The organism is Nocardioides segetis (assembly GCF_051390595.1).
Taxonomy (GTDB): domain Bacteria; phylum Actinomycetota; class Actinomycetes; order Propionibacteriales; family Nocardioidaceae; genus Nocardioides.
On record NZ_JBNINR010000007.1, the window covers coordinates 163531 to 188949 of the forward strand.

Consider the following 25419-nt stretch of genomic DNA (forward strand, 5'->3'; position numbering starts at 1 on the left):
TCGTAAGGGGCACCACGCGTTGCATCGCAGATGGGGAGGTTTTGTCGTGACAGCGCTCGTCGCATCGTGGCTGACGATGTCAACAGTCAGTCCTGCGCACGCAGACAATCCGCCCTGCGATACAGGGTTCACGGCGATCGCAGTGCACGTGAGCGGAAGCGAAGCGTTCCGCGCCAAGGCATGCTGGCGCGAACCCAAGGACAACTGGGAATTCCAAGATACCTACGTCGACTCGTGGAGCGCCGTGTTCTACTATCCCAACAACGCGATCACGACGCACCTGGAGGCCCGCGACACCGACGGAGCCAACAACGGCTGGAACAAGCTACTCATGGCTTACCCCGAGGACGTCGACGTCACCGTCCAGTTGTGCTCACATGACTACAGCGCCGGCGTCCCCCACGGATGCACCGGCGTGGCTGGGATTCTCACATGACACCGATCGAGACGGGTCAGCCCCCGCTCAACCACAACACCGTCCTCACGCGCGCCGCCGCGGCGCTGGGCACGTCACTGCTCGCACTTCTGAGTGCATGCGGGACCCACGGCATCGACAGTTCGACCGAAGCGACTCCAGCGCCGACAGGGGCCATCCGCGCGCAGTACGGGAACGCCAGCGACATTCATCTGCCTCTCGATGACCATCTTCTCAGCGGGTTCGCGTTGCGAGAGATCTGGACAGCCCGCACAGAGCTTGTGGGCCGGTGTGTAGAACGCTTCAGCCAACGGCCCTTTGTGCCAGAGGCGGCGGTCGGCGTTCTACCTGCATTCTCCCCTTATCGCTTTGGAATCGTCGGTGTGGACGCGGCGGAGAAGCACGGGTACCACGATCCGGACGACGAACTGAGTCCCGCCTTCGCCGCCGCCCACGCGATCGCGGTGCCGAAGGGGGACCCGACGCCGGCATACATCCTCGACGGCGACGTGCCTCGGGGAGTGGCTCGGCCGACGGATCCATCGGGCGCCGCGCTCCCTTCCGCCGGTTGTGAGGGCGACGCCGAGTGGGTCCTGGGCGGGCCCGCGAAGGCAGCTGAGTTCGTCGCAAGCGAAATCGTGAAGATCGAGGATACGGAACGCAGCGACCCACGGGTGGCCGCAGCGATGTCCGATTGGGCGTCCTGCATGACGACTGCAGGGTTTTCCTACGAGAATCCACTCGATCCGGTGGTCGAGTTCGGAGGCGTCGACTCGGTGTCGGAGCACGAACTGGAGGTAGCCGTGGCGGATGCTGCCTGCAGGCAGGAGACCCAATACGTCGAGCGCCGAGTCGAGGTCCTCACCGAGATCCAGAATCGTTCCCTTTCATCTCATCGGGTGCAGTGGGACAGCTACCGCGAGTGGGCAGCGGCCAGATCTCGCAAGGCGCTCGGATACCTGCAGACCGCTGGCATGAGCGGAACGTCGAGGATGCAGGCAGAGGGTCTCACCGGTCAGAACGCCCCCTGAACCCGCGTTCACGCTGTGCCTCACCGCTGGCGCGCGAGCCAGGCGAGGGCGGCTTCGACGTCGCTCACCGTGTCGACCCCCTCGGGCGCCGGCGCCCGGCGTACGACGACGACGGGGATGCCGAGCGCGCCGGCGGCCGCCATCTTGGGCCAGGTGTGCTCGCCACCGGAGTCCTTGGTGACCAGCACGTCCCGGTCGCGCATCAGCTCGCGCTCGCCGTCGAGGGTGTAGGGCCCGCGCGAGGTGAGCAGCTCCCACGCCGCCGGGATCCGGAAGTCCGGGGGGTCGACCACCCGGGCCACCACGTGCCGCTCGGCCAGGGCGGGGACGAACCGGGCCAGCTCCTGGCGACCGACCGTGAGGAACGGCCGGCTGCCGAGCTCGCCGGCCACGGTCGCGGCCTCCTCGTGGCTGCGCACCCAGATCCACGACGGCGTCGCCCGGCCGGCCCACCCGCGCCGCTCGAGCCGGAGCAGGGGGACTCCCTCGGCCGCACAGGCCGCCGCCGCGTTGCGCGAGATGCCCGCCGCGAACGGATGGGTCGCGTCGACCACGACGTCGAACTCCGCGAGCGCCGCGCGCAGCCCGGCGACGCCGCCGAAGCCGCCGATCCGGACCTCCCCGACCGGCAGCCGGGGGCGAGCGACCCGCCCGGCGAGCGACGAGACGACCGGGACGCCGTCCGCGACCAGGCGCGCGGCGAGATTGCGGGCCTCGCCCGTGCCGCCGAGCAGCAGCACCCTCACCGGGTCAGCTCCAGGATCGCGTCCAGGTCCAGGTGCTCCTCGACGAGGTCGCCGAGCAGGTCGAGCCGGGCCGACCGCGCCGCGGGGAAGGACGCGCCGCTCGGGACGTCCAGGCTCGCGCTCAGATACGCCGCCCGGGTGGCGTCGTCCTCGAGGCTGCCGTGCACCATCGTGCCGGTCACCGTCGCGTTCGTGGTCGTGCCGGTGATCCGACCGTGGTGGATCTCGTAGCCGGCCGGCTCGTGCACGACCAGCCGCTTCTCGGGGCCGAACCGGGTGGTCAGGTCCAGCAGGCCGAGCCCGTCCACGGCCGCGCCGGGTGTGCCCTCCACGCCGTCCGGGTCCTCGATCACGCGGCCGAGCATCTGGCAGCCGCCGCAGATCCCCAGCACCGGCCGCCCCGCCTCGGCATGTCGCCGGATCGCCAGGTCGAGCCCCCGCTCGCGCACCCACGCCAGGTCGGCCAGCGTGGCCCGGGTGCCGGGCAGCACGATCAGGTCGGCGTCGGCCAGCCGCGCCGGGTCCGAGACGAACTCGACGTCGAGCGCCGGCTCCAGCCCGAGCGCGTCGACGTCGGTGAAGTTGCTGATCCGGGGCAGCCGGACGACGGCCACCTTCCGCACGCCGGCCCGGGACTCGGCCCGACGGCCCGCCAGGTCGAGTGCGTCCTCGGAGTCGAGCCAGAGGTCGGGGTGCCAGGGCAGCACGCCGTACGTCGGGCGGCCGGTGCGTCGCTCCAGGTCGGCCAGTCCGGGCCGCAGCAGCTCGACGTCGCCGCGGAACCGGTTGACGACGTAGCCCTTGACCAGCGCCCGGTCGGCCTCGTCGAGCAGCATCAGCGTGCCGTAGGCCGACGCGAACCACCCGCCGCGGTCGATGTCGCCGACCACGATCGTCGGGACGTCGCCGTGCCGGGCCAGCCCCATGTTCACATAGTCGCTCGCCCGCAGGTTGATCTCGGCGGGGCTCCCGGCACCCTCGGCGACGACGAGGTCGAAGCGCGAGCGCAGGTCGTCGAACGCGGCGAACGCCGTCGCGGCCAGGTGGGCGCGACCGTCCTGCCAGTCGCGCGACGACACCTCCCCCGCCGGCTGCCCCATCAGCACGACGTGGCTGCGCCGGTCGCTGCCCGGCTTGAGCAGGACCGGGTTCATCGCGACCTCGGGCTCGACCCCCGCGGCGATCGCCTGCACCCACTGCGCGCGGCCGATCTCGCCGGGCAGACCCTCGGCGTCGACCACGACCATCGAGTTGTTGGACATGTTCTGCGCCTTGTACGGCGCCACCCGGATCCCGCGCCGCGCGAACGCCCGGCACAGCCCGGTGGTCAGCACGCTCTTGCCCGCGTCGGAGGTCATCCCCGCGACGAGCAGGGCCGCGCCGGTCATCGGGGGCTCCGGGCGGGGTGCAGGAATCGCCGGTCGACAGGTGATTCCTGCACTTGTCGGCCGTTGCAACGCCCGACAAGTGCCAGAACTGCCCGTCCAGTGCGACCCCTGATGCCCGTCTGACTCACCCCCGCTTCCCTCGGAACAGATGGCGCTGCAGCGACGGGGGCACCGGACCACCCTCGCGCACCCACGCGACGACCGCGTCGGTGGCTGCGCCCGAGAGGACGCCACCGAGCCAGAAGTCCTTGGGCCGCCGGCCCCCGGGGAACCAGGTGAAGTCGCGCACCAGGACTACGTTCGAGCGGTCGCACTCGTCGAGGCAGTCGACGACGCGCACCCGCACCCGCGGGCCGCGCCGGCCGGCCGGGTCGTCGAGCGCCTCGATCTCGTCGCGCTGGACGGCGTGGTCGGCGTGGGGGTGCTTCTTGGTGGTGCCGCAGCAGCAGTCGCGGCACAGCAGGACGTCGCGCTCGGGCAACCCCATGTCAGGCCTCCGGTCCGCGGAGCAGGAAGAGGTCCATCACCCAGCCGGCCTCGGCCTTCGCCGCGGTCCGCGCGGCCCGGATCTCCCCCGCGACCGAGCCGACCCGGCCGGCGACGAGCCGCTCGCCGGTGCCGCCGAGGTTGGCGCCCCACCAGATCGTCCAGTCGTCGAAGCCGTCGAGGTCGACGCCGGCGGTGAGCATCACGACGAGGTTGCGCTGGCCCGCAGCCACGTCGGAGCGCAGCCGCCGGGCGGTCGTGACGTGGACCGGCTGGCCCACCTCGTGCAGCACGATCCGGTGCCGCGCGGCGAGCACCTGCGGCGCGCTCACGCCGGGGAGCACGTCGAAGGGGACGCCGAGCTCGCTGGCGAGGCGGATCGTGCCGTCGTACAGGGACGGATCGCCCCAGACCAGGAACCCGCAGACCCCGCCCCGCTCCGCCAGCACCGCGCGGTAGGCGGCCAGCCGGGCGGCGTACCAGTCCGCGACGGCGCCCTCGTAGCCCGCCCGGTCGAGGCTCGGCGAGCGGTCGCGCTCGGGATCGCGGACGACGACGAGCTCGACGCCGTGGGCCTCGCAGACCGCGCGGCGGGCGGCGAGCAGCGCGTCGTCGTCGCTCTTCTGCACGGCGAGGACGTAGTCGCACTCCCCCAACGCCGTGGCGACCTCCGGCGTGACGTGCTGCGGCCCCATCCCGAAGCCGAGCACGCGGATCTCAGGCATCGGCGGAGTCCTCGAGATCACCCTCGACCTCGAGGTACGCCGCCTGCAGGCCGGCCAGCACCTCCGGGTCGGGCGACTCCCACAGTCCGCGGTCCTTCGCCTCGTGCAGTCGCTCGACGATGCTCCGCAGCGCCCAGGGGTTCGACCTGCGCAGGAACTCCTGGTTGGTCTCGTCGAGGACGTACTCCTTGGCGAGCGACTCGTACATCCAGTCGTGCACCACGCCGGCGGTGGCGTCGAACCCGAAGAGGTAGTCGACGGTGGCGGCGAGCTCGAAGGCGCCCTTGTAGCCGTGGCGCTGCATCGCGCCGATCCAGCGCGGGTTGACCACCCGGGCCCGGAAGACCCGGTTGGTCTCCTCCTGCAGGGTCCTGGTGCGCACGGCGTCGGGCGTGGTCGAGTCGCCGACGTAGGCCTTCGGGTCCGCGCCGGTCAGCGCGCGGATCGTGGCGACCATGCCGCCGTGGTACTGGAAGTAGTCGTCGCTGTCGGCGATGTCGTGCTCGCGGGTGTCGATGTTCTTGGCCGCGACCTTGATCCGCCGGTAGTTGGCGCGCATGTCGTCGGCGGCCGGGACGCCGTCGAGGTCGCGGCCGTAGGCGAAGCCGCCCCAGGCGGTGTAGACCTCGGCGAGGTCGGCGTCGTCGCGCCACGAGCCCGACTCGACGGCCTGCAGGATGCCGGCGCCGTACGAGCCCGGCTTGGAGCCGAAGATCCGGGTGGTGGCGCGGCGCTCGTCGCCGTGCTCGGCGATGTCTGCCCGGGCGTGGGCGCGCACGAAGTTGCGGTCGAGCGGCTCGTCGAGCTCGGCGACCATCCGCACCGCGTCGTCGAGCATGGCGAGCACGTGCGGGAAGGCGTCGCGGAAGAAGCCGGAGATCCGCACGGTCACGTCGATGCGCGGACGGCCGAGCTCCTCGAGCGGCACCACGGTCAGGGTGTGCACCCGCTTGGACGCCTCGTCCCACTCGGGCCGGACGCCGAGCAGCGCGAGCACCTCGGCCACGTCGTCACCGGAGGTCCGCATCGCCGACGTGCCCCAGACCGAGAGGCCGACCGACTCGGGGTAGGCGCCCTCCTCGTCGAGGTAGCGCTGCACCAGCGACTCGGCCATCGCCTGGCCGGTCTGCCAGGCCAGGCGCGACGGCACGGCGCGCGGGTCGACCGTGTAGAAGTTGCGTCCGGTCGGCAGCACGTTGACCAGGCCGCGCAGCGGCGAGCCCGAGGGCCCGGCCGGCACGAACCCGCCGGCGAGCGCGTGCAGCGTGTGGTCGAGCTCGTCGGTCGTGCGCGCCAGCCGCGGGACCACCTCGGTCGCCGCAAAGGCCAGCACCCGGCGTACGTCGGCCGACGGGTGCAGCTCGTCGACCCGCGCCACGTCCCACCCGGACTTGTCCATGGCCTCGACCAGCGCGCGCGCCTCGGCCTCGACCCGGTCGACCTCGACGATCGGCGCGTCCGGGGCCAGGCCCAGCGCGGCCCGGAGCCCGGGCACCGCCTGCGCCTGCCCGCCCCACACCTGCGCCGCCCGCAGGATCGCGAGCACCAGGTTGACCCGCGCCTCGCCCTCGGGCGCCTGGCCCAGGACGTGCAGCCCGTCGCGGATCTGCACGTCCTTGATCTCGCACAGCCAGCCGTCGACGTGGAGCAGGAAGTCGTCGAAGTCGTCGTCCTCGGGCCTCTCCTCGAGACCGAGGTCCCGGTGCAGCTCGGCGGCGTGCATGAGCTGCCAGATCTCGCCGCGGATCGCGGCCAGCTTGGCCGGGTCCATCGCGGAGATCTTGTCGTACTCCTCGAGCAGGCCCTCGAGCCGCGCGATGTCGCCGTACGCCTCGGCGCGCGCCATCGGGGGAATGAGGTGGTCGATGATCGTGGCGTGCGCCCGGCGCTTGGCCTGGGCGCCCTCCCCCGGGTCGTTGACCAGGAACGGGTAGATCAGCGGCAGGCTGCCGATCGCCGCGTCGGTGGCGCAGGACGCGGACAGCGCCGCGTTCTTGCCCGGCAGCCACTCCATCGAGCCGTGCTTGCCGAGGTGGACGACGGCGTGTGCCCCGAAGCCGTACTGCACCCAGCGGTACGCCGCCAGGTAGTGGTGCGACGGCGCGAGGTCGGGGTCGTGGTAGATCGCGACCGGGTTCTCGCCGAAGCCCCGCGGCGGCTGGATCATCAGCACGACATTGCCGGCCCGCAGCGTGGCGAGGACGATCTCGTTGCTGTCGTTGACGAACAGCGTGCCGGGCGACTCGCCCCAGGCCTCGACCATGTCGGCACGCAGGTCCGCGGGCAGGTCGGCCGTCCAGGCGTCGTACTCGGCCTTGCTGATCCGCACATGCGCGTCGGAGAGCTGCGCCGACGTCAGCCACTCCTCGTCCTGGCCGCCGGCCGCGATCAGGGCGTGGATCAGCGTGTCCCCCGCGACCGTGTCGTCGTCGAGGTCCAGCACGCCGAAGCCGTCGCCGACGTCGTACCCGGCGTCGCGCAGCCGGCGCAGCAGGCGCACCGCCGAGACCGGCGTGTCGAGGCCGACCGCGTTGCCGATGCGGGAGTGCTTGGTCGGGTAGGCGCTGAGCATCAGCGCGACCCGCTTCTCGGCGTTCGGCACCCGGCGCAGCCGGGCGTAGTTGACCGCGAGCCCGGCCACCCGGGCGGCGCGCTCCGGGTCGGCGACGTACGCCGGCAGCCCGGCCGGGTCGCTGGGGTCGATCTCCTTGAACGAGAACGGCGCGGTGCTGATCCGGCCGTCGAACTCGGGGATCGCGACCTGGTTGGCGTAGTCGAGGGGGGTCACGCCGTCGTCGGACGCCTCCCACTCCTCGCGGCTGCTGGTCAGGCACAGGCCCTGCAGGACCGGGATGTCGAGGGCGGCGATCCGCTCGACGTCCCAGGTCTCGTCGTCGCCGCCGGCGCTCGCGCCGGCCGGGACGCTGCCGCCCGCTGCCAGGACCGTGACGACGAGCGCGTCGAGGTCGCCGAGCGCGGTGAACAGCTCGTCCGGCGCGGCCCGCAGGGAGCCCGCGAAGATCGGGACGCCGACCGCCTCCCCCGTCGCGTCGATCGCGTCGCACAGCGCGTGCACGAAGGCGGTGTTCCCGCTCGCCTGGTGGGCGCGGTAGAAGAGCACGCCGACCCGGGCCTTGGTGTCGCCGGTGGGCGCGCCGGGCCGCTCGACCAGGCCCCAGGACGGAATGACCTCGGGCGCCTCGAAGCCCTCACCGGTCAACAGCACCGTGTCGGAGAGGAAGGCGTGGAGCTGGGCCAGGTTCCGTGGGCCGCCCTCGGCCAGGTAGCGGTGCGCCTCGGCCGCGACGCCGACGGGGACCGTCGAGGACTCCATCAGCTCGGCGCTCGGCGTCTGCTCACCGCCGAGCACCACGAGCGGACGGCCGGTGGCCCGCAGCGCGGCCAGCTCGGCGTCGTACTGCTGGGGGGAGCCGAGGAGCCGGATCACGACCAGGTCGCTCTCACCGGCCAGCGCGACGAGCCCGTCGAGCGTCGACCGGTTCGGGTTGGCCCAGCGGTAGTCGGCGCCGCTCGCGCGCGCGGAGAGCAGGTCGGTGTCGGACGTGGACAGCAGTGCGATGCGCGCCATGACGCTCAAAGCCTCCTCGGGGTTCTCGCCCCTCATCGGTAGGTGTCGTCCGCGGCCAGTGTCTGGCTCTCCGGGCCGACGTCGCGACCCGGATCACAGTGGCGGAACCGCCCCGGTCTCACACCGGGTTCCTGCACCGCGGACCTGTGGAGGCTCAGCCTACGGTGGGGACATGCAGGATCAGCAGGCGCCCGGCCTCAACGTCGCGGTGCACGGCCACCCCAACCTGGACACCCTCCTGCTCTGGCACCCCGCGATCGGCTCGGACGCCGACGCCGTCGGAGCACTCGCGAGCCGGATCGCGACCCGCGGCGGAGTCCGCGTCGTCGTACCGACGTGGGAGGACGGGCGCGACCTGCTCCGTTCGGTCCGCTACGCGCGGCAGTCGGCGGTGCACCCGCCGGACCGGCTCTCCGTCGTCGGGTACGGCGCCGCGGGCATCGCCGCGCTGAGCCTGGCCCAGCACCAGCAGCGCCTGGGCATCGGACTGCGCCGCGTGACGTGCGTCGACGGCGCCGGCGATGTCGGCGACCCCATCAGCGGTCGGCCGCTCGGCGCACCGGTCGCGCGGCCGGACTCGGTCGCGACCGAGGTCGACATCGTCGACGTGGTCGCGTCGGGGAACGACTGGGCCGGCGCGACCGTGACGGCGTGGCAGGCCGCGGGGTGGGCCGCCACGCTCGTCCCGGACGATCAGTTCACCTGGCGGGTGAGTCCCTCCCAGTAGGGCGCCCGCAGCTTGAACTTCTGCAGCTTCCCGGTCGCCGTGCGGGCCAGCTCGTCGCGGAACTCGACCGACGTCGGCGCCTTGTAGCCGGCGAGCCGGTCCTTGCACCAGCGGATCAGCTCGGCCTCCATCTCGGGTCCGCCGGTCGCGTCGGCGGTGAGCACGACGAGCGCCTTGATCGTCTCGCCCCACTTCTCGCTCGGGACGCCGATCACCGCGACCTCGGCGACCGCGGGGTGCGAGAAGAGCGTGTCCTCGACCTCGATCGAGGTGACGTTCTCCCCGCCGGTGATGATGACGTCCTTCTTGCGGTCGGCGATGGTGAGATAGCCGTCGTCGCCGAGGTAGCCGCCGTCGCCGGTGTGGAACCAGCCGTCCTTCAGCGCGGCGGCCGACTCCTCGGGCTGCTCCCAGTAGCCCTCGAGGATGACGTTCGATCGGGCGAGCACCTCGCCGGCGCCCTCCTCGGACTCGTCGATCGCCAGGCGTACGCCGATCGCGGGCGCGCCGGCCCGCGTGAGCCGGGTGGCCCGCTCCTCCGCGGACAGGTCGTCCCACTCCTCGCGGGTCCGGTTGATGGTCAGCAGCGGCGAGGTCTCGGTGAGGCCGTAGATCTGGATGAACTCCCAGCCCAGCTCCTCCTGGACCCGGATGACGGTCTTGGTCGGCGGCGGGGCTCCGGCCATGATGATCCGGACCCGGTCGCGGCCCGGGATCTCGCCCTCCCAGGTCTGGGCGGCCTCGAGCACGGCGGCCGCGACCGCGGGCGCGGCGCACATGACGGTCACGCCGTGGTCGCGCACGCGGCGCAGGATCTCGGCGCCGTCGACCTTGCGCAGGATGATGTGGCGCGCACCGACGCCGGTCATCGCGAAGGGCATCCCCCAGCCGTTGGCGTGGAACTGCGGGAGGGTGTGCAGGTAGACGTCGCGGTCGCCGATGCCGGCGTGCAGTCCGAAGGTGAGCGCGTTCACCCAGATGTTGCGATGGGTGATCTGCACGCCCTTGGGCCGCGCGGTGGTGCCGGAGGTGTAGTTGATCGTGGCGGTCGCGCCCTCGTCGTACTCCCACGCCTTGGGCTCGGCGCCCGTGGCGGCGTACAGCGCGTCGTCGTCGCCGAGGAGGTACTTCTGCTCGCAGGTGACCCCCGCCAGCGACTCCTCCAGCTCGGGGTCGACGTAGAGGACCCGGGCGCCGGAGTGGTCGACGATGTACTGCACCTCGTCGGGGCTGAGCCGGAAGTTCACGGGCACGAGCACCCTGCCCCAGCCGCTGACCCCGAAGAACGAGGTGAGCAGCCGGCTGCTGTTGTGGCTGACGACGGCGACCCGCTCGCCCACGCCGATGCCCAGCTCGTCGAGCTTCGCGGCCTGGCGGCGGGCCAGCGCGCCGACCTCTGCGTAGGTCAGCTCGCCCTGGCTCGGCGCGGGCTGCATCGGCTCGTCGACGACCCCCACGCGCTCGCCGTACACCTGGACGGCACGGTCGAGGAAGTCGTTGACGCTGAACGGGACGAACACGCGGGGCCTCCCAGGGCAGAGGAATGTGACGCCTACCACCCTAGGCCCCGTCGCCGCCGGGCGCGTGCCCTCGAAAGGATGCATCCGCCGCGCTCGATAGGCGACACGCTCGGCCCAGCAAACGATGAGAGGACTCTCATCCGACTCTCACCGGCGGCCCACGATCGGGCAGGATGGTGAGGTCATGAGCCGGGTGGGGAAGGTGCTGCTGCCGGTCGCGGCGCTGCTGTTGGTGGCCGCGTTCATTGCCGTGGCCGTCGTCCGCGCGGGCGCCGGCGAGCCGACCCCCCGGGCCCCGCTCGATCTCGGATCCGTGCCGGTCGGCGAGACGGCCGGACCACCGCCTCCCACGTCGCCGTCGAGCGAGCCGCCCCCGCCGCGGGCGACCGTCATCACGCCGCAGCCGACGATCGACGACGATGACGACGACCGCGACGACGACGGCGACGACCGCGACGACGACCGGCGTGATCGCGGTGACGACCGGCGCGGCGGGGACGACCGCGGTGGTCGCGACGGCCGGGGCGAGCCCGACCGCTCGGACGACCAGGCGGACGATCACGGCGACGACGATTCCGGCGACGATTCCGACGACGACCCCGATGACGACTGAGCGGCGCTCGGAGCGGGCGGGGCTGTCGGTCCGGACCCGCATCACCGCCGCCGTCGCGCTGCTGGTGACCGTCGCGCTCGCGGGCGCGGGGCTGATCGTCTACTGGGTCGAGAGCCGGGCGATCACCGACGCCGTGCAGCGTGAGGTCGAGCAGGAGCTCGACGAGTTCGTCGCGCTGCAGGAGACCGGCGACTTCGGGACGGTCCGGGAGCTGCTCGAGGGCTTCCTCTCGCGCAATGTGCCCGACGACGACGAGCTCCTCGTCGGCTGGATCGGCGACGGCCGCCTCGTGCAGTTCCCCGAGGACGCGCTCGTCGACGACCCGCGCTTCCTCGACGCCGTGGCGCCGCTGGTCATCGAGGGCGGGACGACCTATCTCGACACCGACCGCGGCGACGTACGGATCACCGCCCAGCCGGTCGTCCAGGGCAGCCAGCGCGGCGCGCTGCTCGTGGCCACCTTCCTCGCCGAGGACCGCGGTGAGCTGCTGCAGACGATGCGCACCTACACTCTCGTGGCCGCCCTGTCCGCCGTGCTCGTGACCGGCACCGCGGCCTGGGTCTCCGGGCGCCTGCTGCGCCCCCTGCGGTCGCTGCGCGTGGCCGCCGAGGCGACGAGCGCGACCGACCTGTCCCGGCGGCTGCCTGAGCGCGGCAACGACGACATCACCGCGCTCACCCGCACCGTCAACGGGATGCTGGACCGGCTGGAGCATGCCTTCGCCGGCCAGCGGCAGTTCCTCGACGACGCCGGCCATGAGCTGCGGACCCCGCTCACCGTGCTCCGCGGCCATCTCGAGCTGCTCGACGTCGGCAGCCCGGAGGAGGTCGCCGAGACCCGCACGCTCCTGCTCGACGAGGTGGACCGGATGGCCCGGCTCGTGGGCGACCTGATCATGCTGGCCAAGAGCGATCGACCCGACTTCCTCTCCCTCGGGCCCACCGACCCGTCCGCGCTCCTCGCCGCGGTGCTCAGCAAGGCCAGCGCCCTCGGTCGGCGCGACTGGGTGCTCGAGGCCTCCCCCGACCTGCCGACGGAGGTGGTGCTCGACGGCCAGCGCATCACCCAGGCGCTGCTGGCGCTGGCCGACAATGCCGTCAAGCACACCGCGCCCGGCGGCCGGATCGCCCTCGGCGCCGCCGTCGTCGGCCCGCTGCTGCGCTGCTGGATCCACGATGACGGTGCGGGTGTCGCTCCCGAGGACCGGGAGCGGATCTTCGGCCGCTTCGGGCGCGCCGCCGTGCCGCCCGGTGACGAGGGGTTCGGCCTCGGGCTGTCCATCGTCGGTGCCATCGCCCAGGCCCACGGCGGGTCGGCGTACGTCGACCCGCACCGCGCCGGCCCCGGCGCCCGGTTCGTGCTCGACGTGCCCGCGGTCCTGCCGGTCGCCCCGTCCACCGAGACCCCCGCCGCCACGGAGCCGAAGGGAGCCCCATGGCCCACATCCTGATCATCGAGGACGAGGAACGCATCGCCTCGTTCGTGTCGAAGGGGCTGCGGGCGGAGGGCCACCGCACCACGGTGGCCGCCGACGGGCCGACCGGCCTGGACCACGCCCTGGCGGGCGACGTCGACCTGGTCGTGCTCGACATCGGCCTGCCCGGCATCGACGGCTTCGATCTGCTCGACCAGCTGCGCTCACAGGGCTCGCGGGTGCCCGTCATCGTCCTCACCGCCCGGGACTCGGTCACCGACACCGTGTCCGCGCTGGAGGGCGGGGCGGACGACTACATGCCCAAGCCGTTCCGGTTCGCCGAGCTCAGCGCCCGGGTGCGGCTGCGCCTGCGCCAGGCCAGCGCCTCCGCGGCGGCCAACGGCAGCGGGGACCAGCTCATCGCCGGCGGGATCGAGCTGGATCTGCGCACCCGCCGCGCGAGTGTGGCCGGCGACGAGGTGGAGCTGTCCGCGCGCGAGTTCGCGCTGGCCGAGATCTTCTTGCGCAACGCCGGGCAGGTCCTCTCCCGCGAGCAGCTGCTCGACCACGTCTGGGGCCTCGACTTCGATCCCGGCTCCAATGTCGTCGACGTCTACGTGGGCTACCTGCGCCGCAAGCTCGGCGCCCGCTCGATCACGACGGTGCGCGGGATGGGCTACCGATTCGACCGTTGAGTCGGCGGGTCGGACGGTGTCGCCTCAGCCCTTCCAGTGGAGCTTCGGGGCCGGCAGCGCGGCGATCTCGGGCTCGAGCGCCTCGGCGACCTCGCGCGGCAGGGGGCGGGCGGCGGGATCCGGCTCGAGCAGGGCATGGACGACCTTCGCCACCGTCGCGGGTACGTCGTCGGGCAGCTCGGCCGGCGGGGCGAGGAGCTGCGGGAAGCGGTCGGCCGCCTCGACCGCGTCCGGGTCGCCGTCGCGGAACGGGCGGTAGCCGGCGATCGCGTGGAACAGGGTCGCCCCGAGACCCCACAGGTCGCTGGCGTGACCGGGCACGCCGTACGCCGCTCCGGGCGCGGCCTGCTCCGGGGCCATGTAGGCGTCGGTGCCGATGTGGCCGGTGATCTCGGCCGCGCTGGCGGCCTGGCGGGCGACCGAGAAGTCGATCAGCCGGGCCGGCGAGCCCATGATGACGTTGCTGGGCTTGAGGTCGAGGTGGCACACGTCCGCGTGCCGGAAGAAGTGCAGGGCCGAGGCGAGGTCGAGCGCCAGCGGCAGGTACTGCTGCGGCGAGAGTCGCCGGTGCCGACGGATCAGCCGGTCCAGGCTGGGACCCTCGACGTGCTCGAGCACCAGGTGGGGCCGGGGTCCGTCGACGTCGTACCGCAGGCCGCGGACCGTGACGGGATGGTGGGCGACGTCGAGGGCGGTGGCCTCGCGCACCAGGTTGTCCAGGGTGTGACCGTCGTCGGCCTCCGCCGGACGCACCACCTTGACCACGACCGGTCCGTAGGTGATGTCGTCGAAGGCGAGATAGGCCTCGTAGGCCGAGCCACCCCCGAGCAACCGCAGGGCGGTCAGCTCGGGGGTGATCGCGTCACCCTCGGTGAGGTCCCAGGACGACAGCGGGGTGCTCATCGAAGGTCAGCCCCGGGTGTTGTTGCGGCTGCGGTCGTTGGTGCTGTTTCGCGACCAGTCGCGGGTCTTGGGGCCCGGACCGTCGTTGGTCCAGTCCACCTTGGCCCGGCCGGTGCGGCTGTTGTCGCGTCCGCTGCGGTTGCCCGTCCGGCTGCGGTCGCTGCGCGTGTTGGCCGTGTTCGCCGTCCGGGTGTCCTCGTTCGTGGCGTTGGTGTCGTCGTCGGCCGCCCGGGCCCGGAGGTCGTCGTCCGGGTCGTCGTCATCGGCGACGAGCACGATGTCCGGCGTGTCCTGCTCCCGCTTGACGGCGAGCTTCGTCTCGCCGTCGGCCTGTGCGGGCCAGGCCAGCACGCTCACCGCGACGCCCGTCGCCGTCACGCCGGCCAGGCCGCTGATCGCGAGCATCAGGGGCTTCTTCATCGGTTCCTCCTCGATCGGTGGGTGTCGACTCCCCGTCGACACCCGTACTCTCCCGATCGGGGGTGAGGCAGGCATGAGTCCCCGATGAGAGGGTTCTCATCGGGGTGCGTTCTACAGTTCCCGCCATGGACGCAATGCGGTCTGAGGAGCACCGGCGCCGTCGGCGGATCCCACGCCGGTGGGTCCTCCGCACCGCCATCGTCGTGACGGTTGTGGGCTTCCTCCTGACCGTCGTCAACCCGACGATCGACGAGGGGCGGCAGGCACGCGGTGCCGCCGAGGAGCCGTCCAGCTGCCTCGCGCCATACGACACCGTGCTGAACGGAGCCGACAACTTCCCGGCCGGCGAGCCGCCGCTCAACGGCGAGTCGATCGCCGCGAAGTGCCGGGAGGCGGGCCGGACCCGCTACCGGCAGGGCGTCGCCTTGATCGGCGTCGGCGCACTGGGCGGTCTCGGCGTCGCGATCACCGTGCTGCGCTCCCGGATCCGGGAGCGCAGGAACGGTCTCAGCGCTTGACCTTCGGCGACATGCCCGGCATGCCCATCAGCGTCATCCCGGTGGCCAGGGCGTCGTCGTTCCAGGTCATGTCCGTGTAGAGGGCGCTCGTCGAGAGCACCACACCGAACCGGAACCATCGCGGGTTGCCCAGGCACGAGCGCGGGATCGAGAACCGCACCGACATCCGGTCGGGACCGAGCTTCCGCTTGATGCCCCGACAGCCCTGTGCTTCGTCGTCCGCCGAGAAGTCGATCAGGTCGGTGGGCGAGAACCCCGGCATCTTGGCCGACATCAGCATGAACCGCTGGCCGGGCACGCGCAGCATGCCCGAGACCATGAAGGGACCGGTCAGCGGGACGCGGGTCCGCAGTGCGATCGTCACCTTGCGGGCCTTGTGCGTGGCGACCACCTGGACGATGTCGCCGTTCGCCTGCTCGGGCACCGGAGTGACGGTCAGCGAGGTGTCGGTCATCGTCTCCGTCGTGACGTCGCCGGCCGCGTCGTCGTACGTCCAGCGGTCCGCCTGGGCCGGTCCCGCCACCGCCACCGCGGCCCCGGTCACCACAAGCGAGAGGAGCAGGGCGAGGAGGGCACGAGGCCATGAGCGACACATGGCGGCCACCCTGGCACAGTTCTGCCGACCTGTTGGCAGAATCCGCCGGATCGCGGTCGACCCCGCAGATCGGTCGAGCGGCGACAGCAGACGGCAGCCGGCAGACGGCAGACGGGCCGGCCGGTACCTGCCGCCGTCCCGCGTGAGGGTCACAGCAGCGCCCCACTCCCGGTGTGTGCGCTCGGTGCGCGCACCTTCACAGAGGCCGTGGAGGGCCGGCGGATGCGCAGGGCCGTGTGCGCCACCCGACGCGGCAGGCGGGTCGTCAGACTTGGACACTGATACAATTTGTATCCATGTACAACTTCCGACGAGAGGCACCCCGATGCGCCCCCTGACCCGCGACGAGGTGCGCGGCTGCATTGTGAACCTGTATCCCACGACGGCGAAGGTCCGCCTGCCCGCCTGGTTCGACGACACCCGGTGGGACCGGATCGACTACCTCGCGTGGCGCGACACCCGTGCACAGCAACGTGCCTACCTGGTCGCAGACGTCGACGGTGAGGCCCAGGGCGTGCTCCTGCGCCAGAACCCCAACCAGGCCGCGCTCGCCTCTCGCGCAGTAATGTGCGATCTGTGCCGGTTCACCCGCAGGTTCAACGAGGTCTCGCTCTTCACCGCGCCCCGAGCCTCCACCGACAAGCGTCGGCGGCTGAGCGCCGTGGGACTGCTGTTGTGCACTGACCTGGACTGCGTCCGCAACGTCCACCGCACCCCGACGACCGGACCGCACGACCCGCCCGCCGAGCAGGTCATCGAGGCCCGCCGCAGCGGACTGCGGGCGCGTACGGCGGACTTCCTGCGCTCGGTGCCCGACGCGACCGTGGCCCGGCGGCCGGGCCGATGAGCTACCTCGCCCGCGCCGAGCGACGCCGCTCGATCGTGACGGCGGCGGCCGCCGTCGTGGCCCGCGACGGCCTGGGAGCGGTGACCGCCCGCGTGGTCGCCGAGGAGCTGGGGGGCTCCCCCGGCCAGATCCACCACCACTTCGCCTCGACCGACGAGCTGGCCGCGGAGGCGTGGGGCCAGTACGCGCGGGCGGAGATCGAGTCGTACGGCGCCGACATCGCCGGGCGCGATCCGCGTACCGCCGTCACCCTGTTCTTCGCCGACCTGCTGAGCGAGGGCCAGGACGACGCCCCCCTCCTGGACGACCTGCCGAGCGACGGCACCGCTCTCGCACGGTGGGCCGAGGCGGGCGCGCACGCTCAGCTGCGCCCGCTCGTCGGCGCCAGCTACCTGGAGACGCTTGCCCGCCTCACCGACGTCCTGGCCGCGGTCCTGGCTCCCCTGCACCCCGACCCGAGCCAGGCGCACCATGCCGCCGGCCGCCTGCTGATGCTCGGCGTCGGCCTCGCCGGGACGACCCGGATCCACGGCGCCCCGCCAGCACCGGTGGCCGCCGTCATGCGGTCGGCCATCGACGCCGAGACCGCGCGCCCGGCCGCGCCCGCCGGCGCGGACGGGACGGCACCATCGGTGGGCGCAGAGGGGATCGAACCCCCGACCACCTCGTTGTAAGCGAGGGGCTCTACCGCTGAGCTATACGCCCCGAAGCCGGGACAGCGTACCGAAGCCGCGGCCCACCGCCGAAACGACCAGCGAGCATCCCGGCCGGCAGCGTGGCGCCCGCGCGCAGCGCATCGGCCGGCAGCGTGGCGCCCGCGCGCAGCGCATCGGGTGGGCGCCCGCGGTCCGAGCGAAGCGAGTGACCGTGCGGTGCCACCCGATCGGCGACACGCTCGGCCCAAAAAAGGCTGAACCGCTGGCGTCTCGGGTCACCAGCGGTTCAACACGTAGAAGATTAGCGGCCGGATCCGGTCCATCCAACTGGTTGCGCGGAAATAGTTGAAAAATGACCCAAACTGACTAGACGGACGGGCCGAACGGCCTAACCCGCCGCCGCGCGCAGGGCCTCGAGCAGGTCGTCGGCGCTGCGGGCGGCGGGCTTCGGGTTGTGCACGGCCCAGGTCAGCCGGCCGGCCTTGTCGATGACGTACGACGACCGCTCCGGGCTGCCGCCCCGCTCGTCGAAGACGCCGTAGGCCCGTGCGACCTCGCCGTGCGGCCAGAAGTCGCTGAGCAGCCCGAAGTTCAGGCCGTCGGCGTCGCTGAAGGCGCGCAGCGCGTAGACCGGGTCGCAGGAGATGGCCAGCACCTCCGTGTCGAAGGTCAAGAACTCGTCGAGCCGGGTGCGGATGCCGTGCATCTCCCCGCTGCACACGCCGCTGAAGGCGAACGGGTAGAACATGAGTGCCACCGCCTTCGCCCCGCGGTACGACGACAGCGTGATGTCCTGCCCGAACTGGTCGCGCAGCGTGAAGTCGGGGGCGAGGCCGCCGATCTCGATCCCGCTCGCGGCGCTGGCGGGGCCTGCGACGTCCGGCCTCACGCGGTGGCCTCGGGCGCGTCGGTGCGCGCGGCGTCCGCGGTCGGGTCGAGCTCGGCGAGCTCGCGCTTGAGGACCTTGCCTGTCGCGTTGCGCGGCAGCTCGTCGAGGAAGACGATCTCGCGCGGCACCTTGAACCGGGCCAGGTTCTGCTTGACGAGGTCCTTGAGCTCCTCGGCGGACACCGGCTCGGTCTCGGGCACGCGGACCACGAAGGCGCGCAGCCGCTTGCCGAAGTCGGGGTCGTCGATGCCGATGGCGGCGACCTCGGCGACCCGCTCGTGGGCGGCCAGGCAGTCCTCGACCTCCTTGGGGAAGACGTTCTCGCCACCGGAGACGATCATCTCGTCGTCACGGCCCTCGACGTAGAGCCGCCCCTCGGCGTCGAAGCGGCCGACGTCGCCGGACGACATGAGCCCGTCGATCATCTCCTTGCCTCCCCCGCCGGTGTAGCCCTCGATCTGCAGGCTGTTGCCGACGAAGATCCGTCCGGACTCCCCCACCGGCAGCTCCCTGCCGTCGGCGTCGAGGATCCGGACGACGGTCTGGTGCGGGAGCCGCCCGGCACAGCCCGGCGCCTCGCGGAGGTCCCGTGGGGAGGCGATCGAGGCCCAGGCGACCTCGGTGGAGCCGTAGATGGAGTAGAGGTTGTCGCCGAAGCGGTCCATCCACTGCGTCGGCAGGTCGCCGGGCAGCGCGGAGCCGGACGACGCCACCGCCTTGAGGTGCGGCAGCGGATAGCGGTCGAGCACCTCGGCGGGCAGGGCCAGGATGCGCTGGAGCATCACCGGGATGACGGCGAAGGAGTCGCACTGCTCCTCGTGGAGGATCCGCAGCGCGTCCTCGGGATCGAACCGGCGGGTCAGCACGAGCGTGGTGCCGAGCATCATCGCGAGCTGGTAGTGGGCGAATCCCCAGGTGTGGAACAGCGGGGCGGCCACGTGGCACTTCCAGCCGCTCTTGAGCGGCATCCGCGACAGCAGCGAGATCGCCGCTGGCAGGCCACCCTGGGGGCGCGGAGCCCCCTTCGGCGTACCGGTCGTGCCCGAGGTCAAGATGATGGTCCGGCCCTTGGTGGCCGGCGGCGCGAGGTCCTCGGTGCGCCCCGCGGCCAGTCCGGCGCGGATCAGCCCCTCGAGGCTGTCGTCGCCGGGCGCGCCGTCGGTCCAGCCCAGCACCCGGTCCGCGATGTCGGCGTCGGCGAGCAGTCCGGTGAACTCCTCGTCGTGGACCACGACGCGCGGCTTCTCGCGGGCGATCACGTCGGCCAGCTGCGGCCCGGCGAACGCGGTGTTGAGGTAGAGGACGTCGGCACCGAGCTTGCTGATCGCGATGGACGCCTCGATGAATCCGCGGTGGTTGCGGCACATCACGGCCACGCCGTCGCCAGGACGCACGCCGCGCTCGCGCAGGCCGTGCGCGAGGGCGTTGGTGCGCGACTGCAGCTCGCCGAAGGTGAGCGCGCCGCGCTCGTCGATGATCGCGGTCCGCGTCGGCATCCGCAGCGCGATGGTCTTGAACCCGCCCGCGGGCGTGGTGCTCCACTGGCGCAGCGCGTTCGCCATGCCGGCGAGCACCAGCGGCGAGTACGGCCGGACGATCCCGGACTCGGTCAGGATCTTGAGGCTGGTGCCGGCGTCCTTGACCCGACCGGAGAGCCGGTTCGCGAGCTTGCCCATGCCCCTATTGAAGCCCACCGGGTCAGCTGATCGACTTCGGCGCCACCAGTCGGGTCGCCGCCCAGTCCTTGCTGACGGCCGCGGCGGTGGTCTGGGACAGTCCGGCGATCGGCGCCGCCTCGGCGATGTCGGCCGCGTCGACCGCGCCGGGCCGTCCGATCTTGGGGGTCAGCAGCCAGATCACGCCGCCGCCGACGAGGTCGGTGAGGGCGTCGACGAGGCCGTCGACCAGGTCGCCGTCGTCGTTGCGCCACCACAGCAGGACGGCGTCGACGACATTGCCGTAGTCGCCGTCGACGAGGTCGCCGTCGATGGCGTCCTCGATCGCGACGCGCAGTTCGTCGTCGGTGTCGTTGTCCCAGCCGAGCTCCTGGACCACCTGCCCCTGCTTGAGGCCCATCCTCTCGGCGGGTCCGGTCGGGCCGGATGCGCTGGTGCCGCCGGTGGCGGTCGAAGTCACGGTGTTGTCCTCCAGGGTTTCGGGTACGACGAACGTCCCGCTGCGTGCGGGTTGGGGAGTAGTCCAGCGGAGTCGGGGGGCGCGGCGCAACCCTCTCGCCCGCAGAACGGCCCGGTTCCCGTACCCACGGGTAGATTTTCTGCCCACCGACGAGGTGCAACGATGGGACACGTGACCTCCGACACCCCCTCCAACGGCCCCACCCCGGCCGTGCGCGCGGCGTCGACTCCCTCGGTCATCCACGAGGGACTGCCGACCCAGCTGCCCGACATCGACCCCGACGAGACCCAGGACTGGATCGACTCCTTCAACGCGCTGGTCGACGAGCGCGGTCGCGAGCGCGCCCGCTACGTCATGCTGCGTCTCCTGGAGCGGGCCCGCGAGGCCCAGGTCGGGGTGCCGGCACTGCGCAGCACGGACTACATCAACACCATCCCGCCCGAGCGCGAGCCGTGGTTCCCGGGCGACGAGGACGTCGAGCGCCGGATCCGTGCGTTCATCCGCTGGAACGCCGCGGTCATGGTCTCGAGCGCCAACCGCAAGGGCCTGGAGGTCGGCGGTCACATCGCTACCTACCAGTCCAGCGCCAGTCTCTACGAGGTCGGCTTCAACCACTTCTTCCGCGGCAAGGACCACCCGGGCGGCGGCGACCAGCTGTTCATCCAGGGCCACGCCTCCCCGGGCATCTACGCCCGGGCCTTCCTCGAGGGCCGGCTGAGCGAGGACCAGCTGTTCCGGTTCCGCCAGGAGGTCCAGCACGGCAAGGGCGCCGGCCTCCCGTCGTACCCCCACCCCCGGCTGATGCCGGACTTCTGGGAGTTCCCCACGGTCTCGATGGGCCTGACCGGCATCAACTCGATCTACCAGGCGCGGTTCAACCGCTACCTGCACAACCGGGGCATCAAGGACACCACCCAGCAGCACGTGTGGGCCTTCCTCGGCGACGGCGAGATGGCCGAGCCGGAGTCGCTGGGCGCCATCCGGATCGCGGCCCGCGAGGAGCTCGACAACCTGACCTGGGTCGTCAACTGCAACCTGCAGCAGCTCGACGGGCCGGTCACGGGCAACGGCAAGATCATCCAGGAGCTCGAGGCGAACTTCCGCGGAGCGGGCTGGAACGTCATCAAGGTGATCTGGGGCCGCGAGTGGGACGCGCTGCTCGCGCGCGACGTCGACGGCGTCCTGGTCAACCAGATGAACTCCACCCCGGACGGCGCCTTCCAGACGTTCTCCGTCGAGAGCGGTGCCTACAACCGCGAGCACTTCTTCGGTCCGGACCCGCGGCTGCGGGCGATGGTCGAGCACATGACCGACCGCCAGATCGAGAAGCTGCCCCGCGGCGGTCACGACTACCGCAAGGTCTACGCCGCGTTCGATGCCGCCACCAAGCACGTCGGTCAGCCGACGGTGATCCTGGCGCACACCGTGAAGGGCTGGACGATCGACGCCCTCGAGGGCAAGAACGCCACCCACCAGATGAAGAAGCTGACGCAGGACGACCTCAAGAAGTTCCGCGACCGGCTCTACCTGCCGATCAGCGACCGGGACCTCGAGTCTGCGTACGAGGCGACGGGCGCCGCGCCGTTCTTCCACCCGGGCGCGGACTCCCCCGAGATCGAGTACATGCTGGAGCGGCGCCGCCAGCTCGGCGGGTCGATCCCGCGCCGCGTCGACCGCTCGACGATGCTCACCCTGCCGGGCGACAGCGTGTACGCCGAGCTGCGCAAGGGGGCCGGCAGCAACAAGGTGGCGACCACGATGGCCGCCGTCCGCCTGCTCAAGGACTGGATGAAGGACCCCGGCATCGGGCAGCGGATCGTGCCGATCGCGCCCGACGAGTACCGCACCTTCGGCATGGACGCGATGTTCCCCTCGGCGAAGGTCTACGACCCGCACGGCCAGCAGTTCGAGTCCGTCGACCGCAACATGCTGCTGCAGTACAAGATGTCCGCGCAGGGCCAGATGCTCCACGAGGGCATCTCCGAGGCCGGCGCGATGGCGTCGGCGACCGCGGCCGGCTCGTCCTACACCACGCACGGCGAGCCGATGATCCCGTTCTACATCTTCTACTCGATGTTCGGCTTCCAGCGCACCGGCGACTCCATCTGGGCGATGGCCGACCAGCTCGCGCGCGGCTTCCTCATCGGCGCCACCGCCGGCCGGACGACGCTGACCGGCGAGGGTCTGCAGCACGCCGACGGCCACTCCCCGCTGCTCGCCGCGACGAACCCCGCGGTCGTCCACTACGACCCGGCGTTCGGCTACGAGGTCGCCCATGTGATGCGGGCCGGTCTCGAGCGGATGTACGGCGCCAGCGCCGAGCACCCTCGCGGCGAGGACGTCATCTACTACATCACGGTCTACAACGAGCCGGTCACGCAGCCGGCGGAGCCCGAGGGGCTCGACGTCGCCGGGCTCCTCAAGGGCATGTACCGCGTCAGTGACGCGAACGGCGGCCCCGACAGCGGGCCGACCGTGCGGCTGCTCGCCTCGGGCGTCGGATTCCCGTGGATCGACGACGCCAAGCGGATCCTGGCCGAGGACTGGGGGGTGCGCGCCGAGACCTGGTCGGTGACGTCGTGGAACGAGCTCGCCCGCGACGGCGTCGCGAGCGAGAAGTGGAACCTCCTCCACCCCGGCGAGGCCCACCGGACGCCGTACGTCACCGAGGTGCTGGCCACCGGCGACGCCGCCCAGGCGCCGGTCGTGGCGGTCTCGGACTACATGACCGCCGTTCCGTTGCAGATCGCGCAGTGGGTCCCCGCCGACTACCACGTCCTCGGCGCCGACGGCTTCGGGTTCGCCGACACCCGCCCGGCCGCGCGTCGGTTCTTCCAGGTCGACGCGCAGTCGGTCGTGGTTCGGGCGCTCGCCGCGCTCGCCGACGCGGGCGAGATCGACCCCGCGCGGGTCAAGGAGGCCGCCGAGCGCTACCGCATCGACGACCCCACCGCCGTGTCCGGCGTGACGCAGGAGGGCGGCGACGCCTGACATCGCTCGCCGAGCGCGCCCGACGATCGACGAGGGGCGGTCACAGCCATCCGGCTGCGACCGCCCCTCGCGTCGTCACCAGCAGGACGACCAGGAAGACGACGTTGACGAGCGTGAAGACACGCAGGAACGCACCCGTCTCCCCCGGTCGCAGCGCCGCGTACTGGCGCAGCGCGATGAGGCTGGCCAGCGACGCGACGATCGTCCCGACCCCGCCGACGTTGACGCCGACCAGGAGTTGCGCGTGCTCGGTCGTGAACGGTGCCGCGAGCACGGCCGTCGGGACGTTCGACAGCACCTGACTGGCCAGCGCGCTGACCAGCAGCGGATCGTGAGCGAGCAGGTCGCCCAGGGCCGCGGCGACGTCCGGCACCCGAGCCAGGGCCTCGGCGACCACGAAGAAGAGCGCGAGCACCCCCAGCAGGACGTAGTCGACCTGCAGCAGGGCCGATCGGTCGGCGACGAGCAGCACGGCGACGACGCCGACACCGGCCCACCACGGCAGCACCCGGAGCACGATCGCGACGGTCACCGCGAACAGCCCGAGGTAGAGCAGGCTCCGCCGCACCGCCATCCGGTGCGGGAACGCGACCGGCTCGTGCGGGGTGCGGCGTACCGGTAGGCAGGCGAGCACGATCAGCACGACCGACGTGGCGAAGGGCAGCGCCATGATCCGCAGGAAGTCACCGATCCCGAGGGCGTAGTGCTGGTAGAGGTAGAGGTTCTGCGGGCTGCCGAAGGGCGTGATCATGCCGCCGAGGTTCGCCGCCACGGTCTCCATGACGAACACGTACGCCAGCAGGTCGTCGTTGCCCGTCGCACGCAGCGTCACGGCCGTGAGCGGCAGCAGGGTGAGCAGCGCCATGTCGTTGGTGATCAGCATCGACGCGAGGAGCGTCAGGAGCACCAGGCCCAGCACCAGCGAGCGACGGGTGCGCAGCAGCTCGACGATGCGCTCGGCCACCGCGCCGAAGAAGTGCACGCGGTCCAGCGCCCGCACGACCGCGAGCAGGCAGAAGACGCTCGTCAGGGTGGTGACCACGGAGGGGTCAGGCGGGGGCGACCGCGTCGTCGCGGGCCTCGGCCGCGGCGACGGCGGCCAAGGGGCCGAGGGGTGCCGTGGCGCCGGCCTTGAGCATCCGCCGGAACCGCGCCCGGTTGTACGACGCGGGCTCGGTCGTGGCGATGAAGTCGTCGAGCAGTCGCACGAACTCGTGAGGGTGGTCCTTGTGCGGGAAGTGGCCGGCGTCGGCGAGGACGTCGACGCGCACGTCGGGGGCCAGCGCCCGGGCGTGCTCGGCGTGCGCGACCGGGATCACCTGGTCCTCGGCCCCCCACAGCACCGCCATCGGCATGGCCTCGCTCAGGTAGGCGCGGTCCGACATGGTCACGATCTGGCCGCGCCAGTCGATGACGGCCCGGACGAGGTGCCGGATGGCGTAGCGGGTCCGCCGGTCCTTCCACGACTCGACGATGGCGGCGATCTCGTCGAGATCACGGGTGTACTTGCGCAGGGGTCCGCGATCGCCGTACTGCGCCGCGGCGCGCAGCGCGAGAGTCTCCGCGTGCCGGATGCCCGGCAGGGTCAGCAGGCCGACCGCCCGGAACCAGCCCGGCACCTGGATCAGCTTGATCAGCGGCGTGACCTCGGCGCCGAGGCCGCCGGTGGACACGAGCATCACGCGCTGGGTGCGCTCGGGGAACTGGTAGGCGAACTGCATCGCGACACCGCCGCCGAAGCTGTGCCCGACCACGGTGACCTTGTCGATGCCGAGCACCGTGAGCAGGTCGCGCATGCCGTTGGCGTAGCCGCCGAGCGTGTAGTCGGCCCGGGGCTTGTCGGAGAGTCCGTGCCCGAGCAGGTCCGGTGCGATCACCGTGTAGCGCGCCGCGAGCTCGTCGATCACCGGAGCCCAGGTGGTGTGGTCGCACGCGAGGCCGTGCAGCAACAGCACGGCAGGACCGCTGCCCCGACGGACGAAGGCCCGCCGCTTGCCGTGCAGCGTGACGTACTGGACGTCGTCGTCCCCCAGCGACATCGCCCGCTCCCTCCGCATCGGCTAGCAGGTGCTTGCTCCTGCTAGCGGTGGTGCACGATTCAACCATGCCGGTCGT

Annotated in this window: 24 protein-coding genes, 1 tRNA gene and 1 riboswitch; of the genes, 10 read left to right on the plus strand and 15 right to left on the minus strand. The window is 72.0% G+C overall.

Annotated features, from left to right (window positions below; genetic code table 11):
- Positions 1-46: 46 nt before the first annotated feature.
- Positions 47-436, plus strand: a complete 390-nt coding sequence (locus ACPZVR_RS15180) for a hypothetical protein (RefSeq protein WP_436700442.1) — start codon at positions 47-49, stop codon at positions 434-436.
- A complete protein-coding gene (locus ACPZVR_RS15185; RefSeq protein ID WP_436700443.1) occupies positions 433-1446 on the plus strand; it encodes a hypothetical protein in 1014 nt (337 codons plus the stop codon). The genes ACPZVR_RS15180 and ACPZVR_RS15185 overlap by 4 nt, the downstream gene beginning before the upstream one ends.
- Before the next feature lie 20 nt (positions 1447-1466).
- Here ACPZVR_RS15185 and ACPZVR_RS15190 read toward each other — a convergent pair whose 3' ends face one another.
- The 5 genes from ACPZVR_RS15190 to cobN all read right to left on the minus strand — a co-directional run bounded on the left by ACPZVR_RS15190 (position 1467) and on the right by cobN (position 8380).
- Positions 1467-2192 carry a cobalt-precorrin-6A reductase gene (locus ACPZVR_RS15190; RefSeq protein ID WP_436700444.1) on the minus strand — a complete coding sequence of 242 codons (726 nt, stop codon included), beginning with the start codon at positions 2190-2192 and terminating at the stop codon, positions 1467-1469.
- A complete protein-coding gene (locus ACPZVR_RS15195; RefSeq protein WP_436700445.1) occupies positions 2189-3580 on the minus strand; it encodes a cobyric acid synthase in 1392 nt (463 codons plus the stop codon). Before ACPZVR_RS15195 ends, ACPZVR_RS15190 begins: the two co-directional genes overlap by 4 nt.
- A 124-nt stretch (positions 3581-3704) precedes the next feature.
- Positions 3705-4067, minus strand: coding sequence for a hypothetical protein (locus tag ACPZVR_RS15200; protein WP_436700446.1), 363 nt, complete (start codon positions 4065-4067; stop codon positions 3705-3707).
- Position 4068: 1 nt separating this feature from the next.
- On the minus strand, positions 4069-4791 hold the full coding sequence (locus ACPZVR_RS15205) for an SAM-dependent methyltransferase (RefSeq protein ID WP_436700447.1): 723 nt from the start codon (positions 4789-4791) through the stop codon (positions 4069-4071).
- Positions 4784-8380: a cobaltochelatase subunit CobN gene (gene cobN / locus ACPZVR_RS15210; RefSeq protein WP_436700448.1), complete on the minus strand. Its 3597-nt coding sequence runs from the start codon at positions 8378-8380 to the stop codon at positions 4784-4786. Before cobN ends, ACPZVR_RS15205 begins: the two co-directional genes overlap by 8 nt.
- Before the next feature lie 36 nt (positions 8381-8416).
- Positions 8417-8536, minus strand: a riboswitch (cobalamin riboswitch).
- A 16-nt stretch (positions 8537-8552) separates the two neighbouring features.
- On the opposite strand from cobN, the gene ACPZVR_RS15215 reads away from it, so the two are divergent.
- On the plus strand, positions 8553-9107 hold the full coding sequence (locus ACPZVR_RS15215; protein WP_436700449.1) for a hypothetical protein: 555 nt from the start codon (positions 8553-8555) through the stop codon (positions 9105-9107).
- Here the strand turns inward: ACPZVR_RS15215 and ACPZVR_RS15220 are convergent.
- Positions 9074-10627, minus strand: coding sequence for an AMP-binding protein (locus ACPZVR_RS15220; protein WP_436700450.1), 1554 nt, complete (start codon positions 10625-10627; stop codon positions 9074-9076). The genes ACPZVR_RS15215 and ACPZVR_RS15220 overlap by 34 nt on opposite strands.
- Positions 10628-10811: 184 nt before the next feature.
- Here ACPZVR_RS15220 and ACPZVR_RS15225 point away from each other — a divergent pair, with 184 nt between their 5' ends.
- The 3 genes from ACPZVR_RS15225 to ACPZVR_RS15235 are packed head-to-tail and all read left to right on the plus strand — an operon-like array spanning position 10812 to position 13349.
- Positions 10812-11240 carry a hypothetical protein gene (locus ACPZVR_RS15225; protein WP_436700451.1) on the plus strand — a complete coding sequence of 143 codons (429 nt, stop codon included), beginning with the start codon at positions 10812-10814 and terminating at the stop codon, positions 11238-11240.
- Entirely contained in the window at positions 11230-12690 is a 1461-nt protein-coding gene (locus ACPZVR_RS15230) for a sensor histidine kinase (protein ID WP_436700452.1), read from the plus strand. The genes ACPZVR_RS15225 and ACPZVR_RS15230 overlap by 11 nt, the downstream gene beginning before the upstream one ends.
- On the plus strand, positions 12675-13349 hold the full coding sequence (locus tag ACPZVR_RS15235) for a response regulator transcription factor (protein WP_436700453.1): 675 nt from the start codon (positions 12675-12677) through the stop codon (positions 13347-13349). Before ACPZVR_RS15230 ends, ACPZVR_RS15235 begins: the two co-directional genes overlap by 16 nt.
- 24 nt (positions 13350-13373) lie before the next feature.
- On the opposite strand, the gene ACPZVR_RS15240 is transcribed toward ACPZVR_RS15235, so the two are convergent.
- The gene (locus ACPZVR_RS15240) at positions 13374-14252 is read right to left on the minus strand and encodes a serine/threonine-protein kinase (protein ID WP_436700454.1); all 879 of its coding nucleotides are present in this window, start codon (positions 14250-14252) and stop codon (positions 13374-13376) included.
- A 6-nt stretch (positions 14253-14258) separates the two neighbouring features.
- Positions 14259-14672 (minus strand): hypothetical protein, encoded by a 414-nt coding sequence (locus ACPZVR_RS15245; RefSeq protein WP_436700455.1) that lies wholly within the window; start codon positions 14670-14672, stop codon positions 14259-14261.
- A 125-nt stretch (positions 14673-14797) separates the two neighbouring features.
- On the opposite strand from ACPZVR_RS15245, the gene ACPZVR_RS15250 reads away from it, so the two are divergent.
- Positions 14798-15190: a hypothetical protein gene (locus ACPZVR_RS15250; RefSeq protein WP_436700456.1), complete on the plus strand. Its 393-nt coding sequence runs from the start codon at positions 14798-14800 to the stop codon at positions 15188-15190.
- Here ACPZVR_RS15250 and ACPZVR_RS15255 read toward each other — a convergent pair.
- Positions 15180-15785: a hypothetical protein gene (locus ACPZVR_RS15255; protein ID WP_436700457.1), complete on the minus strand. Its 606-nt coding sequence runs from the start codon at positions 15783-15785 to the stop codon at positions 15180-15182. The genes ACPZVR_RS15250 and ACPZVR_RS15255 overlap by 11 nt on opposite strands.
- Positions 15786-16110: 325 nt before the next feature.
- Here ACPZVR_RS15255 and ACPZVR_RS15260 point away from each other — a divergent pair, with 325 nt between their 5' ends.
- On the plus strand, positions 16111-16632 hold the full coding sequence (locus ACPZVR_RS15260; protein WP_436700458.1) for an FBP domain-containing protein: 522 nt from the start codon (positions 16111-16113) through the stop codon (positions 16630-16632).
- Complete coding sequence (locus tag ACPZVR_RS15265; RefSeq protein ID WP_436700474.1) at positions 16629-17306, plus strand: TetR/AcrR family transcriptional regulator; 678 nt, start codon at positions 16629-16631, stop codon at positions 17304-17306. The genes ACPZVR_RS15260 and ACPZVR_RS15265 overlap by 4 nt, the downstream gene beginning before the upstream one ends.
- On the opposite strand, the gene ACPZVR_RS15270 is transcribed toward ACPZVR_RS15265, so the two are convergent.
- The 4 genes from ACPZVR_RS15270 to ACPZVR_RS15285 form a co-directional block, all read right to left on the minus strand.
- Positions 17266-17337 (minus strand) — tRNA-Val (locus ACPZVR_RS15270). The genes ACPZVR_RS15265 and ACPZVR_RS15270 overlap by 41 nt on opposite strands.
- 339 nt (positions 17338-17676) lie before the next feature.
- Positions 17677-18177, minus strand: coding sequence for a peroxiredoxin (locus tag ACPZVR_RS15275; protein ID WP_436700459.1), 501 nt, complete (start codon positions 18175-18177; stop codon positions 17677-17679).
- Positions 18174-19853, minus strand: coding sequence for an AMP-binding protein (locus tag ACPZVR_RS15280; RefSeq protein ID WP_436700460.1), 1680 nt, complete (start codon positions 19851-19853; stop codon positions 18174-18176). The genes ACPZVR_RS15275 and ACPZVR_RS15280 overlap by 4 nt, the downstream gene beginning before the upstream one ends.
- Before the next feature lie 22 nt (positions 19854-19875).
- Positions 19876-20313 (minus strand): DUF3052 domain-containing protein, encoded by a 438-nt coding sequence (locus tag ACPZVR_RS15285; protein ID WP_436700461.1) that lies wholly within the window; start codon positions 20311-20313, stop codon positions 19876-19878.
- Between the two features lie 162 nt (positions 20314-20475).
- Between ACPZVR_RS15285 and aceE the strand changes: the two genes are divergently transcribed.
- On the plus strand, positions 20476-23304 hold the full coding sequence (gene aceE / locus ACPZVR_RS15290) for a pyruvate dehydrogenase (acetyl-transferring), homodimeric type (RefSeq protein WP_436700462.1): 2829 nt from the start codon (positions 20476-20478) through the stop codon (positions 23302-23304).
- A gap of 40 nt (positions 23305-23344) precedes the next feature.
- On the opposite strand, the gene ACPZVR_RS15295 is transcribed toward aceE, so the two are convergent.
- Together ACPZVR_RS15295 and ACPZVR_RS15300 are read right to left on the minus strand one after the other, a co-directional pair.
- On the minus strand, positions 23345-24346 hold the full coding sequence (locus ACPZVR_RS15295) for an SLC13 family permease (RefSeq protein WP_436700463.1): 1002 nt from the start codon (positions 24344-24346) through the stop codon (positions 23345-23347).
- A 7-nt stretch (positions 24347-24353) separates the two neighbouring features.
- The gene (locus ACPZVR_RS15300; protein WP_436700464.1) at positions 24354-25343 is read right to left on the minus strand and encodes an alpha/beta fold hydrolase; all 990 of its coding nucleotides are present in this window, start codon (positions 25341-25343) and stop codon (positions 24354-24356) included.
- Positions 25344-25419 lie beyond the last annotated feature (76 nt).

Coding starts and splice junctions, on each gene's coding strand:
- ACPZVR_RS15185 (WP_436700443.1), top strand. CDS start 433: ATGACACCGATCGAGACGGGTCAGCCCCCGCTCAACCACAACACCGTC.
- ACPZVR_RS15195 (WP_436700445.1), bottom strand. CDS start 3,580: ATGACCGGCGCGGCCCTGCTCGTCGCGGGGATGACCTCCGACGCGGGC.
- ACPZVR_RS15200 (WP_436700446.1), bottom strand. CDS start 4,067: ATGGGGTTGCCCGAGCGCGACGTCCTGCTGTGCCGCGACTGCTGCTGC.
- ACPZVR_RS15205 (WP_436700447.1), bottom strand. CDS start 4,791: ATGCCTGAGATCCGCGTGCTCGGCTTCGGGATGGGGCCGCAGCACGTC.
- cobN (WP_436700448.1), bottom strand. CDS start 8,380: ATGGCGCGCATCGCACTGCTGTCCACGTCCGACACCGACCTGCTCTCC.
- ACPZVR_RS15215 (WP_436700449.1), top strand. CDS start 8,553: ATGCAGGATCAGCAGGCGCCCGGCCTCAACGTCGCGGTGCACGGCCAC.
- ACPZVR_RS15225 (WP_436700451.1), top strand. CDS start 10,812: ATGAGCCGGGTGGGGAAGGTGCTGCTGCCGGTCGCGGCGCTGCTGTTG.
- ACPZVR_RS15230 (WP_436700452.1), top strand. CDS start 11,230: ATGACGACTGAGCGGCGCTCGGAGCGGGCGGGGCTGTCGGTCCGGACC.
- ACPZVR_RS15235 (WP_436700453.1), top strand. CDS start 12,675: ATGGCCCACATCCTGATCATCGAGGACGAGGAACGCATCGCCTCGTTC.
- ACPZVR_RS15240 (WP_436700454.1), bottom strand. CDS start 14,252: ATGAGCACCCCGCTGTCGTCCTGGGACCTCACCGAGGGTGACGCGATC.
- ACPZVR_RS15245 (WP_436700455.1), bottom strand. CDS start 14,672: ATGAAGAAGCCCCTGATGCTCGCGATCAGCGGCCTGGCCGGCGTGACG.
- ACPZVR_RS15250 (WP_436700456.1), top strand. CDS start 14,798: ATGGACGCAATGCGGTCTGAGGAGCACCGGCGCCGTCGGCGGATCCCA.
- ACPZVR_RS15255 (WP_436700457.1), bottom strand. CDS start 15,785: ATGTGTCGCTCATGGCCTCGTGCCCTCCTCGCCCTGCTCCTCTCGCTT.
- ACPZVR_RS15260 (WP_436700458.1), top strand. CDS start 16,111: ATGCGCCCCCTGACCCGCGACGAGGTGCGCGGCTGCATTGTGAACCTG.
- ACPZVR_RS15265 (WP_436700474.1), top strand. CDS start 16,629: ATGAGCTACCTCGCCCGCGCCGAGCGACGCCGCTCGATCGTGACGGCG.
- ACPZVR_RS15280 (WP_436700460.1), bottom strand. CDS start 19,853: ATGGGCAAGCTCGCGAACCGGCTCTCCGGTCGGGTCAAGGACGCCGGC.
- aceE (WP_436700462.1), top strand. CDS start 20,476: ATGGGACACGTGACCTCCGACACCCCCTCCAACGGCCCCACCCCGGCC.
- ACPZVR_RS15300 (WP_436700464.1), bottom strand. CDS start 25,343: ATGTCGCTGGGGGACGACGACGTCCAGTACGTCACGCTGCACGGCAAG.